Origin of the sequence: Bacillus atrophaeus (assembly GCF_039519175.1) — a bacterium.
GTDB lineage: Bacteria > Bacillota > Bacilli > Bacillales > Bacillaceae > Bacillus > Bacillus atrophaeus.
The window spans coordinates 3410105-3423310 of record NZ_CP154443.1 but is presented as its reverse complement, the minus strand read 5'-3'; the positions used below and the strand labels follow the sequence as shown (position 1 = coordinate 3423310).

At 39.5% G+C, this 13206-nt stretch carries 13 protein-coding genes, 1 tRNA gene and 3 pseudogenes; 11 read left to right on the top strand and 6 right to left on the bottom strand.

Annotation, left to right across the window (positions count from 1 at the left end; translation table 11 throughout):
* Positions 1–344 precede the first annotated feature (344 nt).
* Positions 345–1334, bottom strand: coding sequence for a zinc-binding dehydrogenase (locus AAHT65_RS17110; RefSeq protein WP_094232152.1), 990 nt, complete (start codon positions 1332–1334; stop codon positions 345–347).
* 128 nt (positions 1335–1462) lie between these two features.
* On the opposite strand from AAHT65_RS17110, the gene AAHT65_RS17105 reads away from it, so the two are divergent.
* Positions 1463–2332 carry a LysR family transcriptional regulator gene (locus AAHT65_RS17105; RefSeq protein WP_343310558.1) on the top strand — a complete coding sequence of 290 codons (870 nt, stop codon included), beginning with the start codon at positions 1463–1465 and terminating at the stop codon, positions 2330–2332.
* 119 nt (positions 2333–2451) lie between these two features.
* Here AAHT65_RS17105 and ggt read toward each other — a convergent pair whose 3' ends face one another.
* Positions 2452–4218 (bottom strand): gamma-glutamyltransferase, encoded by a 1767-nt coding sequence (gene ggt / locus AAHT65_RS17100; RefSeq protein ID WP_343310557.1) that lies wholly within the window; start codon positions 4216–4218, stop codon positions 2452–2454.
* Positions 4219–4544: 326 nt separating this feature from the next.
* On the opposite strand from ggt, the gene AAHT65_RS17095 reads away from it, so the two are divergent.
* From AAHT65_RS17095 to AAHT65_RS17085, 3 genes are all read left to right on the top strand, one after another.
* On the top strand, positions 4545–4775 hold the full coding sequence (locus AAHT65_RS17095; RefSeq protein ID WP_003326012.1) for an excisionase family DNA-binding protein: 231 nt from the start codon (positions 4545–4547) through the stop codon (positions 4773–4775).
* A 368-nt stretch (positions 4776–5143) separates the two neighbouring features.
* Positions 5144–5689 carry a site-specific integrase gene (locus AAHT65_RS17090; protein ID WP_003326013.1) on the top strand — a complete coding sequence of 182 codons (546 nt, stop codon included), beginning with the start codon at positions 5144–5146 and terminating at the stop codon, positions 5687–5689.
* A gap of 55 nt (positions 5690–5744) precedes the next feature.
* Positions 5745–5817 (top strand) — tRNA-Arg (locus AAHT65_RS17085).
* A gap of 158 nt (positions 5818–5975) precedes the next feature.
* Here the strand turns inward: AAHT65_RS17085 and AAHT65_RS17080 are convergent.
* Positions 5976–6422, bottom strand: a pseudogene (locus AAHT65_RS17080) (site-specific integrase); the annotation flags it as partial.
* A 200-nt stretch (positions 6423–6622) separates the two neighbouring features.
* Here AAHT65_RS17080 and AAHT65_RS17075 point away from each other — a divergent pair.
* The 6 genes and pseudogenes from AAHT65_RS17075 (at position 6623) to AAHT65_RS17050 (ending at position 10168) form a co-directional block, all read left to right on the top strand.
* Entirely contained in the window at positions 6623–7024 is a 402-nt protein-coding gene (locus tag AAHT65_RS17075) for a phage holin family protein (RefSeq protein ID WP_343311556.1), read from the top strand.
* 47 nt (positions 7025–7071) lie between these two features.
* Entirely contained in the window at positions 7072–8040 is a 969-nt protein-coding gene (locus AAHT65_RS17070; protein WP_343310556.1) for an N-acetylmuramoyl-L-alanine amidase, read from the top strand.
* A 111-nt stretch (positions 8041–8151) separates the two neighbouring features.
* Positions 8152–8571 (top strand): hypothetical protein, encoded by a 420-nt coding sequence (locus AAHT65_RS17065; protein ID WP_343310555.1) that lies wholly within the window; start codon positions 8152–8154, stop codon positions 8569–8571.
* Between the two features lie 72 nt (positions 8572–8643).
* A pseudogene (locus tag AAHT65_RS17060) lies at positions 8644–8763 on the top strand (peptidoglycan-binding domain-containing protein); the annotation flags it as partial.
* 129 nt (positions 8764–8892) lie between these two features.
* On the top strand, positions 8893–10026 hold the full coding sequence (locus AAHT65_RS17055) for a Rap family tetratricopeptide repeat protein (RefSeq protein ID WP_343310554.1): 1134 nt from the start codon (positions 8893–8895) through the stop codon (positions 10024–10026).
* The gene (locus AAHT65_RS17050) at positions 10016–10168 is read left to right on the top strand and encodes a hypothetical protein (protein ID WP_181279812.1); all 153 of its coding nucleotides are present in this window, start codon (positions 10016–10018) and stop codon (positions 10166–10168) included. The genes AAHT65_RS17055 and AAHT65_RS17050 overlap by 11 nt, the downstream gene beginning before the upstream one ends.
* A gap of 557 nt (positions 10169–10725) precedes the next feature.
* Here the strand turns inward: AAHT65_RS17050 and AAHT65_RS21700 are convergent.
* From AAHT65_RS21700 to AAHT65_RS17040, 3 genes and pseudogenes are all read right to left on the bottom strand, one after another.
* The gene (locus AAHT65_RS21700; RefSeq protein ID WP_425524830.1) at positions 10726–11010 is read right to left on the bottom strand and encodes a GyrI-like domain-containing protein; all 285 of its coding nucleotides are present in this window, start codon (positions 11008–11010) and stop codon (positions 10726–10728) included.
* Positions 11011–11035: 25 nt separating this feature from the next.
* Positions 11036–11119 (bottom strand): annotated as a pseudogene (locus tag AAHT65_RS21695) (helix-turn-helix domain-containing protein); the annotation flags it as partial.
* A gap of 274 nt (positions 11120–11393) precedes the next feature.
* The gene (locus tag AAHT65_RS17040) at positions 11394–11939 is read right to left on the bottom strand and encodes an IseA DL-endopeptidase inhibitor family protein (protein WP_010788852.1); all 546 of its coding nucleotides are present in this window, start codon (positions 11937–11939) and stop codon (positions 11394–11396) included.
* A 276-nt stretch (positions 11940–12215) separates the two neighbouring features.
* On the opposite strand from AAHT65_RS17040, the gene AAHT65_RS17035 reads away from it, so the two are divergent.
* Complete coding sequence (locus AAHT65_RS17035; RefSeq protein ID WP_343311555.1) at positions 12216–13178, top strand: aldose 1-epimerase; 963 nt, start codon at positions 12216–12218, stop codon at positions 13176–13178.
* The last annotated feature ends 28 nt before the right edge of the window (positions 13179–13206 follow it).

Here is a 13206-nt window from a genome sequence, read left to right as displayed (position 1 = left end):
TTTAACGGCGTTTATATGAAGATGCTTTAGTGAAAGCGGATGATTTATTTGGAATACTCTACATCTAACAAAAGCAGTTGCATAGCATCATATGTCACCTTTAGGCTGGGAACATATTAATTTACTAGGAGAATACCATTTTAATTCGGAGAAATTGGTATCATTACATTTTTTAAGACCACTAAAACTTTCTTAACGTTGTTAAAGACAGAGGGAATCGTCTTGAAAATGGGCTTAGCGTTGTAAATCCGCATTTTCGTGACGGTACCCCAGTAAGAAAAAATGCCAAGGAAGGCTTGGTGTCTAAATTTATTAAAACGCCGTGTCGTAAGAAAATAAATTTTTCAAATCACGGAAAGTCCGATGTTCCCAAATTGGCCCCCGTGTTTCATTCGGCTGAATGCAGCAGCAGCTTCCTGCAAAGGATACATTTGATCAATAATAGGCCGAAGCGAATGCTGCTCCATAAAATGAACCATGCGAGTAAATTCTTCACTGCTGCCCATTGAAGTACCCAGTATGCTGATCTGCGGAAAGAAAAGGGACCGCAGCGGGATGTCAATTGTATCTCCTGAACTTGCCCCAAAGCTTACAATCCGGCCGTTAGGCTTCAGGACTTCAAAATAGTTAGAGAATACCGCGGGACCTATACTGTCCAGAACGATATCAGCCTTTTCGCTATTCAGGCTTTTCTTCCAATCGCCGTAACTGTCAAAGGCGAAGTCGGCTCCGATTGTTAAAGCTGTTTTCCTTTTATCTTCACTGCGGGAGGTGACGCTTACTTTCGCTCCCGCAGCTTTTGCCATTAATAAAGCGAAAGTCGCCACACCGCCTCCGATTCCCGGTATAATGATGTGTTCACCTTTTTTTAACTTGCCTTTTGTAAAAAGTGCCCTATAGGCTGTCAAAGCTGATAATGGCAGAACGCCCGCTTCTTCCCATGACAGATAGGCTGGTTTTTTCACTGCATTTTCTGCAGGTATGATTACATATTCAGAAAATGTGCCGTCAGAAGGTCCTCCTAAAATATCTGGAACCTCCGGGAGGTTATCAGCTGATTTCCAATTCATCGTTGGATTGATAATGACTTCTGTATTGGCAGAAAGGCCCTTTACACCTTCTCCTGCTGCTTCAATTATGCCTGCACCATCAGAACCAAGAATGAAAGCTGGATCATTTTCAGTTCTGTCTTTCATTAAAAATAAGTCACGGTGGTTTAATCCTGCTGTTTTTATTTTCACCAATACTTCGCCGTACGCCGGTGTTTTACTAGGCACGTCCTTATATTTCAGTCCCTCAATGCCGCTTTTTCCATCATGAATAATCGCTTTCATTTCATTCTCCCCCTAAATGATGAGATCTCTTTTGTATTTACATATTTTACACACCTGTTTACATCAAGTAAAATGAACAAAAGTGATAGACGCGATCAATATAAATAATATCAGGAAGGCTGATTTAAGTGGAAAGCGGAGATTTGAAAATTTTTCAGGCTGTTGCCAGGGAAAAAAGCATCACCAAGGCGGCGGATGCCTTAAACTATGTACAGTCCAACGTAACAAATCGAATTCATAAGCTGGAATCTCACCTAAACACCAAACTCTTTTATAGAACGAATCGGGGAATGATCTTAACAGCATCAGGAGAAAATGTATTGGCTTATGCAAACAACATACTGCACTTATTAAAGGAAGCTGAAAAATCGGCACAGCTGACAGAGTATCCAAAAGGGCCTCTGCGGCTCGGCTCACTGGAAACCACAGCCGCGATTCATCTTCCAAAGCTTTTGGCGGCCTATCATAGCCGGTTTCCTGAGGTTGATTTGTCACTGATCACAGGGGATACTCACACCCTGGTGCAAAAAGTTCTCCATTATGAACTGGACGGCGCCTTTGTATACGGACCCGTTGAACATCCGGATCTTAAGCAAATTGCTGCTTTTGATGAGGAGTTAATATTAATTTCAGAAACAGAAGAAAGCACGTTGAATGAATTACTGCAAAGGCCCTTGCTGTTTTTTGGGGCCGGCTGCTCTCACCGGGCAAGAGTGGAGAGATTGCTAAACGAAGAAGGTATTTTTCAACATAAAATGATGGAATTCGGAACATTAGAGGCAATTTTAGGCGGCGTCTCCGCCGGATTAGGGATATCATTACTGCCGAAATCAACCCTTAGCCATTTAAGAAATAAAGAGAATTTATACGTTCATACATTGCCTGAGCCATACCGTGAAATGAATGTATCATTTATTTACAGGAAGGACCTTTTTGCGACTTGCGCTTTTCGAAAATTAATTGACGATTTGAAAAAAATGCCGCATAGTCCGCTTTGATTGGAGTAAAGAAGAATGAATTTTTGAATCGGAGAATTTGATCAATCAATAAAATAATAATAGAAAACAAGCCGATTTTGTGATAAAAAACGGCTTGTTGATGTTGTTCGGTTATCAGATCATCGCTTGTGCTTTAAATTAACACCAATCGCCGCTCCATTTCTGCTTGAATCGGCGACTCCTTTAAAAGTTCCGTTTTCATGGTCGATAAAGATGCTTTGTACGTTTCCGATTTTCACAGGGCTTTTGCCGAATTTATGCCCCATGCCATTTAACTTGCTGATCACGTCTTCAGGAACATCATCTTCATACCGATAAGAGTTGATATTGTTGGTATAGATTCTCGGCTCCTCAACGGCTGCCTTCAGTTCCATCCCGTACTCGATGTTGTAAAGGATGGTTTGGAGAACGGAGGAAATAATGGTTGCGCCGCCTGGTGAACCTACAGTTAACACAGGCTTATCATCCTTAAATAAAATGGTTGGGGTCATGCTGCTCAACGGCCGTTTATTCGGCTGAACTTCATTCGCCCCGCCTGGGACTGCGTCAAAATCGGTTAATTCATTGTTTAAAACGACACCATATCCCGGAACCATGATACCGCTTCCGAATAGCTGTTCAATTGTTGTCGTATAGGAAACGACATTGCCCCAGCGATCCGCCACGGTAAAATGGGTGGTTTCGCCTTCTATTTTATCTTTCGGCTGTTCAACCTGCTTATAATTTGCTGAACCTTCTTCGTAAACCCAAGGATCACCGGCTACAGGCTTTTTATTCACTTTATCTAAACTGATTAAGTTTTGGCGTTCTTTAATGTAGTCGGGGTGGAGCAAACCTTTGAGAGGAACATTTACGAATTCGGGATCACCTGCATAAGCCGCACGATCTGCGTAAGACAGATGCATCGTTTCTGCCAGCAGTTGATATTTTTCCCATGAGCGGATATCGTATTGTGAAAGGTTAAAATCATCCAAAATGTTCAGCATTTGCAGTAAGAATACACCGCCTGAACTCGGAGGAGGCGTAGTGGCGATTTGATAGCCTTGGTATTCTCCCCACATTGGCTTATCGATCGTCACATCATAGTTTTCTAAATCTTCTTCAGTCATTGATCCGCCAAAATCTTGCACCGTGTTTGACAGGGTTCTGGCGAATTTTCCGTCATAAAAGGCATCTGTGCCTTTAAGCCAAATTAATTTAAAGGTTTTCGCAAGATCTTTCTGAACTAGTTTGTCACCTTCTTTTAACGGCTCGCCATTCGGAAGGAAAACATCTTTGGCTGCGGTGCGGGATAATTTGTCTTGATAGTCTGAAATAGCTTCTGCTAAGACAGAATCAATAGGAAATCCTTTTGCTGCGAGTTTAATAGAAGGAGCGATTAATTGCCTCATCGAACGCGTTCCCCACATATCGAGAGCCTTCTCAAGACTTTTCAATGTCCCAGGTACACCAACGGCTGTTCCTTTTGTTACTCTTTCAGAAAATGGGATCGCTTTTCCGTTTTCATCAAGAAACATATCAGGAGTGGCGCCGGCTGGAGCACGTTCACGGCTATTAATGATCGTAGTGTCTTTTGTCTTGCCGTCATAGACCATCATGAATCCGCCTCCGCCAATGCCGGACATCATAGGTTCAACCACATTCAATGCAAATTGAATGGCAACTGAGGCGTCAATGGCGTTTCCGCCTTTTTTCAAGACTTCAGCCCCGATTTCGGACGCAAGGGGATGGGCGGTTGCGACCATGCCGTCTTTCCCGACATCTACCTGAGTATACTCATCATAGTTTTTTGGCGGCTTTTTCGCCTCTGCCTGAAAAGGCGCAATTCCGGCGGCCAACATGACACTTAGCAGGACGGTTAAACAGAGGTTCCACGTTTTTTTCATATTCTCCCTCCTAAAGTTAATATCTTACATCTATAGCGTAAGGAAATTATGATGGTTTTACAAGTGACAAACGAAATATTCTGAATATTTATAGAGAGTATTTATGTGTATATTTGATTAGATGAGACTAGTCATTTGTCTCAAGACGGATAGCTCAATGAAACAAGACTGTTATATTTAAGAAAGCCATTAAATTCATTCTATTGATTTATTTCATCATGCATTATAAAATCTGAGGATACGGAGCAGTCAGCAAGTAAAAAGCAAGCCATTCTTTTAAAGGCTCAGAATGGCCGGAGAATATGAGTCTGAAAGGAAGTTGGGTCATGTATTTAACGATTAAAGAAACAGCAGAGTTTACTAATCTTCCTGAAGCGTATATCGAGAATCTAGTGATGGCGAATAAAATTCGCGCCGTCCATGACGGGCAGCAGTACTTAATTAACAAAGAACAATTTAACACCCATTTGGAACAGCTGGAAACATACAAAGAACTGATACAGGAAATATTAAATGAACCGATTCCAGAAGATATTGATGTAAAGGATGAAGATTAAAAAGACACAATTTCATATTGTGTCTTTTTTTACATATTTTTATAAAAATATCAAAGTTGACGAGACCTCAGAATGACCTGTAATCAATTTTTTCGTTCATTTGAATACTATAAGTCTCGCTAGAGGAAAAACAGCATATCGAGCCGTTAAATGCTTTTTATGAGATTGATGATCATTTTAAGGTTTTTTACCCTTTATGTAACACTATGTATATTATGTTACATAAAGAGGTTTAAGCTTTATTAATCAAGGGTTTTCTATTATACTAGTAACAATAGACTCAAAACGTTACATAAGCCAAAAAGGAGGATTTTGAGGGCAATTTGTCCGAGAAATCATAATGACTGCAATTTTAAAGGAGAAGCAAGATGCATATCGTTCAACCCATACGAAATTTAGAAAAAATCCAAGAAATAAAAAACTATTTAATTCGAAAAAACAAACGTGATCATTTTTTGTTTATTTTCGGCATCAACAGCGCGCTCAGGATTTCTGACATTTTGCCGCTTAAAGTAAAGGATGTGAGAAACAAAGACCATCTATGGGCAACGGAAAGCAAAACAAAAAAGAAGCGGAAAATCCTCATATTAGAATCATTGAAAGCTGAGATTTATGCTTATACAAGAGACATGAAGGAGCATGAATATTTATTTAAATCCATCAGAACAAACAAGCCGATCTCGAGAATTCAGGCTTATCGAATATTAAAAGAAGCAGCAGCGGCATGCGGACTTGAAGAAATCGGCACACATACACTCAGAAAGACGTTCGGCTACCATTTTTATCAGCGGACAAAAGACATTGCTGAACTGCAGCGGATCTTAAACCATTCTTCTCCGTCGATTACCATGAGGTATATCGGGATTGACGAGGATACGACAAGAGCGGCTTATAAAGTATTCGGTGGGTTGTAAAGACAAAGTTCTTGAAAATTATCATTTTACGCGCTAAGATAGATAAGTGGTTCAGGCTCTAGTAGCACAGCGGATAGTGCAACAGTTTCCTAAACTGTAGGTCGGGAGTTCGAATCTCTCCTAGAGCGTTTTTTACATAAGATAGGTGCAGGTTAATAATGTCTGTAAAACAGAAAAACCCTTGTGTAACAAGGGTTTTTGTCGTTTTCGTGAGTTTTTTATTTGTGTAAGAACCCGCTGGAAAACTTCGTGTATCTTCTTCACGGAGTTCTTTAATTACATGTGAATAATAATTAAGCGTGGTATCTATCTTCGCATGTCCTAAACGTTCTGAGACATAATAAATTGAAATCTTCTTATAGAGCAATACGCTAGCATGTGTATGTCTCAACCCATGTATCGAAATTGATTCTATTTTCAAGTCTGTTAATGTTTTTTTCAATATTTTGTTGACAAATTCGTTGGTAATGACTTTTTTAGAGCTGCGCGGACTATAAAATACAAGATTATGTATGTTGTCAGGCATTTCAGCAAACAACTTTTTGAATAAATCCATTGTATTGGAGTCCATTTTAATGATCCTATTTGAATACGCATTTTTTGTCTTAGCAAAACCCGTTCCTTTTTTATAATCCCAGGTTTTGTTGATTGAAATCTCATTTAAATCAAAGTTGAAATCCTCGGGTGTTAACCCCATCATTTCAGCAAATCGCATTCCCGAAGTAAGGGCCAGTATTAATAAATAATATCCGATAGAAACTCTTCGGTTTTGATCATAATCCCCATTGAGTTCCTTGCTGATCTGTTACTGCTTTTTGCATTGCTAATGCTTCTTTTTGATTGGCCACAAAAACTAACCAACACCCATAGAGGTGTTTTTATTTTGCCTCGAAGGAGGTGATTACAAAATGGAGGGAATAAATACATGTGTGGATGAATTTTGAGAGCTTAGAAATTGCAAGAACGTATCTTTTCGGGGAGGCGAAATACCTTGACTTGCTTTTAATCCTCAGCATCTTAGATGTCATCACAGGCATTATCAAAGCATGGAAGCTCAAGAGGCTCCGCAGCCGCAGCGCGTGGTTCGGATACGTCCGTAAAATGCTCAGCTTTCTTGTCGTTATTGTGGCAAACGTAGTCGATACAATTACGAATCTGAACGGCGTCCTGACCTTTGGAACCGTTCTTTTTTATATCGCTAATGAAGGCTTGTTAATTACCGAGAACCTTGCACAGATTGGCGTTAAAATTCCGGCCGTCATCACAGACCGGCTGCACGTTATAGAAAGTGAAAACGATCAGAAAACAGAAAAAGAGGAACAAGCTGCTGAATAATACAGCGGCTTTTTTAAAATCTAAAAACAGAATAGGAGAGATTTTTTATGACAATTGCAGTGAGAAAAAATTTAGTTTCAGAATACAAATACAAACTGAAATGTCCAAATGCAATGACTGCGGAATACATCACCATCCACAATACAGCCAATGACGCGCCAGCTGCCAATGAGATCAGTTACATGAAGAATAATACAAGTTCGACAAGTTTTCATTTTGCAGTTGATGACAAAGAAGTGATCCAAGGGCTGCCGTTAAATCGCAACGCATGGCACACAGGAGACGGCACAAACGGCCCAGGAAACCGTAAGTCTATCGGCGTTGAAATCTGCTACAGTAAGTCAGGAGGCGCCAAATACAAGGCGGCGGAGGCTTTAGCAATTAAGTTTGTGGCGCAGTTACTTAAAGAACGAGGCTGGGGTGTTGATCGGGTACGTAAGCACCAGGACTGGAATGGCAAGTATTGCCCGCACCGTATTTTATCAGAGGGTAGATGGGACGATGTTAAGGCTGCCATTGAAAAAGAATTGAAAGCGCTGGGCGGAAAGACTTCTAGTTCTTCAGGAAATTCGTCAGGATCAACTTACACAGTCAAGAAAGGAGACACTCTTTCCGGAATTGCAAAGGCTCAAGGGGTAAGCGTGGCAAACCTGCAGAGTTGGAACGGCATAAAGGATCCGAATAAGATTAAAGTCGGACAGGTATTAAAACTGAAAGGTTCTTCCGGATCTTCTGGTTCATCATCGAGTAGCAAAAAGTCATCATATACGCTGCCTTCAGGCATCTTTAAAGTGAAAAGCCCATTGATGAAAGGGGCGGCTGTCACGAAGATTCAGAAAGCGCTGGCGGCTCTTTATTTCTACCCGGATAAAGGAGCCGAGAACAATGGAATTGATGGCTATTACGGAGCAAAGACAGCAAATGCGGTCAAACGTTTCCAGTCTATGTACGGATTGACTGCTGATGGCATATACGGACCGAAGACAAAAGCAAAATTAGAGTCTTTGCTGAAGTAATAATAGGCTCTCTTTTTTATGAAGGGAGAAGCCTTTTCGAAGTTGTTAGATATTTCAGATGTAATAAAAAATAAAGGAATGCAAATGTTAAAGTGAAGGGAGATGATTACTATGAAAAAAATTATTGTAATGGTGATCTTATGTTTTTCGTTAAGCTCTATTACAGTAGAGGCTGCTAAAAAAGAACAACTCCAGAACACAAAAGTTCCCCAGAACCTATTTGACGGTTTTATGCACGACCTTTTTGCTAAAGACATATTAGACAGTATTGAAGATTTTTACAAAGATGATACAATGTCTGTTTCTATTCAAGACGGTGTTGAATTATCCGCTGACAAGGAAGGAAGGTTCATAATGAAGTTTATTGTACTACCCCATTCAAAGCTTCCAGGGGAAAAGGGCAAGACTACAGGAACCGATACTATAACTTTCAGAGTGGACCCATACCTTCTGGGTACTGAATCTAATGGCAGAAAATCAGCTATCACGTTTCTAAATCTAAAACATAACGATCCAACTAAACAAAATTGATAAAACAGGGCGCTCTACATAGTGTGTCCTCTTTTGGGCAAAAGGTTCCAGTCTATAACGGGATAAACAGCAGACGGCATTTATGGACCGAAAACAGCAAACGCGGTCAAACGGTACCAGCTGATGCACGGGCTTTCTGCAGATGGTATTTATGGACCTAAAACAAAGGCGAAAATCTTGTCCTTGTTATAATATAAAGCCTTTCCGTCAGGGAGGGTTTTTTTGTTATTTTCGGGTAATTAGGAAAATTGCGGTATTTTTTCGTTTACATAAAATGAGAATATAGTGGAAAATAAAAACAAAAGAGAAGGAGGGGAATGCATGGATCAAGTCTTACCGTCTTCACATGTAGGCGTTAAAATTAACGAATGGTACAGGATGATTCGTCAATTTAGTGTGCCAGACGCGGAAATTTTAAAAGCCGAAGTGGAACATGAAATAAAAGAAATGGAAGAAGATGAATATTTACTTATTTATTACTCTCTCATGACTTTTCGTCATCAACTTATGTTGGATTATTTAGATCCGGAAGTAAAGTACAGGACTGACAGGCCAACCATCATAGAACTACTTGATAAGATTGAAAAACCACAGAAAACACTTACCGGTCTCTTAAAATATTACTCACAGTTTTTTCGCGGAATGTACGAATTTGATCAGAAACAGTATGTGGAAGCAATTAATTTCTATCGTAAAGCAGAAATGGAGATTCATTTTGTCACTGATGAAATAGAACAAGCTGAATTTCATTTTAAATTGGCAGAGGCTTATTATAATATGAAACAGACACACGTATCTATGCATCACATTCTAAAAGCGTTAGAAATTTATGATCGAAACCCGCTTTATACTGTCCGCAAAATTCAAAGCTTATTTGTAATAGTGGGTAATTACCTTGATTTTAAACATTACGAAAAAGGATTAGAACATCTTGAGGAAGCCTTAAAGCTTTCGAAAGAATCCGGCCATAAAAGGCTGGTTTCCTCAGCTCTTTATAATTTGGGTGAAAGTTATCACTACATGGGACAAGAAGAAAAGGCTGAAACGTATTTGAAACAAGCAATTGAGATAGGTAAAGAAATGAAATTAAGGACTCTGCCCCATTCATATTATTCACTATCCATAGTATTATTTAAACAAAAGAAAACAGCCGAGGCAGGCCAAGCTTTAAAAGAAGGTTTAGTAACAGCAGTAAAATACGATGACAATTTGTTTTGCTTATTAACCGAGTTTTTATACGTTTTATATGCTGAACCGATTAATCAAGACAGCCTTGTGGAAATTTTAAGTAAGCTTGAAAATATTCATATGTATTCGTATGTCGAAGAGTTGACACTTTTAACAGCAAATTTTTTCAAACAAATGAAGGACTTTGAAATTGCTACATTTTTTTATGATAAAATGGTGGAGTCTCAACTTCAAATACAGCGGGGGGATTGTTTGTATGAATATTAAAAAAGCAATTTGTTTCTCTGTTTCTGCTTTCGCTATCACAATCGGTGTAATTGCTTTTGTAGGAAACACAACTCAGCTACATCAGGATGCAGCCAAAACTGATAACGAGGTAATACAACTAGCAGCGCGACTGCAAACATGATTTTGAATGACCCTTCTAATTTGAAGGGTTTTTTTATTAAATCAAAAAAAATGCGGCCTTATTAGGGCTACATCTTTTTTAAAATTGTAATGAATTTTCATTGTTTCTCTTTTTTATAGACTCATTAATTTTCATAATAATATAAATTGGGATACACAAACAAATGACTAGCAGTGGAAAACTCAAGGAACTACCATAATAAACAATAACACCAGAAATTAGAGCGATTAGTAATGTCATAATCAATTCTCTCATTTTTCACACTCCTTTTTCAAATAATAGCATAAAAAAAGGTAGCGCTTACAAAAACAATCCTTCAAACTGGTATTTGTGAGAAAAAACACCAAATGGAGGGATTTTTTTATGAAAATCTATAGGTCTTTGATGGCCGATATTCTTTCGTTGTCACTGGTGTTTAGTGGAATTACTTCGGCATTTGCTGCTGAAAAGAAAGAGGATAATAGGCCCCAAATGTTGTTGCTTCCGGATCTTTAGACCCGAATGCAAGTATTGAAAATTTGATGGTTTACCATACTGCCGGTTTAAATTTACATGACTCAAGCAATGTCTTGAAAAACGCATCTGATGTACAGGCGAAATGGGACGGGCAACGGAATCCAAATTTCTGTCCGGTGAACAGAGGCATGAATGTCCCCGCTCGCAGGATATGCTTCTAATTCCGGTGCTTCTGCATGTTCGTACCCCGTAGACGGAAACCATTCTGAAAAAATTCTGTCCCACGTTTGCTGGACAGACCCCGGCAGCGGAGTGCCTTCTTTTCTCGCTTGGGAAGGGCTGATGCCATGAAGCTTTCGAAAAAGATCCAGGCGAATCATATCCATATTTTAAGGCGACATCAATCACGTTTGCTTTGAAAGCGGCTAACTCTTGGGCCGCAAATGTCAGCCTGCACCTCCTGATATATTCAAATACGGTCGATCCTGTCAGCATAAAAAACATTCGCTGGTAATGGAATTTTGATGTGTACGCTGCTTTCGCAATCTCTTCAATCGTTATATCTTCCTGTAAATTCTCTTCGATATAATCAAGGCTGTTACTCAGCTCCTCAAGCATGCTCCCGCCGCCCCTTTCTGTCATTTATGGTATTAGCTGACAGGAATCAAATCCGGTCATTTAGTGCTTCGCCTGAACAGTATTTTATTTTTATTATAGCGAGGCAGGAGACAAGTAAAAAGAAAAAGCCCGCCAAATGGCGGGCTTTTCTCTAAATCACTGCATCAAACTGATTGATCTTCCATTTGTTATTCTCTTTCACATACGTCACTTTCCGTTTCACTGCAGGGGAACCATCCAAGAGCGGCACTGTGAATTCGTATGTTCGAACGCTGCCTTTTTTAGATACTAGCTTGGATGATGCTTTTTCCCAATTCAGAAGGTTGTCGCCATCACCGATCGGAACTGCAAATTTTCCTTTGTAAACCGTAAAGTGATAATCTTTTAAACCATTTGTGACAGCTTCTTTTGTAAAGACTGGCGTTAAGTAATGTACGACTTTTGCTTTTGTATCGAACTCACTGCACATATAAATATATTGAAGGTTTTGATATTCAAACGTTTTGTTCGTGCAAGTTGAGTTTTTCGCCTTCGGGTTATGTCCGCTCATTGTATTCCAAAAATGCTCACGCGCCTGAAGCGCCAATTGCAATGCCTGTTTTTGTGTTAAATCATTAGATGTATTTTTTGCGGCAGATGCCGTGCCGACTGATAGAAATAATGATGCCGTTATTAGAAATAGGATTAGTTTTTTCAATGTCTCTCTCTCCTTAAGAAAAATTGTCTTACTCTTATGTTACAAATGTTACAATAATTACGGATAGATTACAATAGTTTTTCAAGAAAAATTTTCCGCACTTACATTTCACGCCTTTTATATATATGATAGATTGCTTTACTCTATTCATAGCCAAGATTAAAGTGTCGAAAATGACAAATTTCTTAACCATTTGTGCGATTTTAAAAGGAGAATAGCTGATGACATTGAATTTCTATACAAACGGTCAGTATAAAAGGGAGAGGTTGAATGGCGATGACAAACTTTATTGAAGAAACCACATACCTTGGCGCACCGGCGATAAGAGCCGGGAATCAGCACATGGAGTTTATCCTCGTTCCAGAATGGGGAAGCAATGTCATTTCTATTGTGCATAAGGAAACAGACATGCATTTATTAAGAGAACCCGAATCAGAGAAACAATTCCATGACAATCCCATCTTATATGGAACGCCGATTTTGTTTCCGCCCAATCGGATTAGTGACGGTACTTTTGATTACAAGGGACAAACCTATCATTTTGAAATAAACGAAAAAGATAAACATAATCATATCCATGGTTTTCTTTACAAAGAAAAATGGGAGGTTACAACGTCAAAAATAGCGGGAAATCAAGTGATTCTTGAAACTGAAATTGATATTTCTCAGCATCCTCATATTTATAAGCAATTTCCCCGCCACGCGGTCATCCGAATGTCTTATATCCTTGAAGAAGCGACACTCCGTCAGCATGCAGTGATTACCAATAAAGGGGAAGAAGCGTTTCCGTGGGGTCTCGGCTATCACACCTCATTTATCTTCCCGGAAGACAGCTCCGCCTTTTCTTTAACGGCAGATCAAAAATGGGAATTAGATGAACGTTTTCTGCCGACAGGACAAGTAGAGGATATTGCAGATAAAGAGCAGTTACACGCAGGAATCAGCCTTAAAAATAAGGCGCTGGATGATGTGTTTCTTTCTTCTGACTCTAGCAGAGAAAATCAAGCAGTCATTTACCACCAAAATCCCAGCGTAAAAGTCGTTTATCGAGGAGATGAACATATTAAACATTGGGTTGTGTACAACGCAGACGGCACACAAGGCTTTGTAAGTGTGGAGCCGTATACTTGGGTAACCAACGCGCCCAATCTCAAATTGCCGCCATCCCTTACAGGTATCAGAGAATTGAAGCCGGGAGAACAAGCAACTGTGAAAACTGAGATATCCGTTATCATATAATGAATGGCTGTCATCCATATTATGTAGT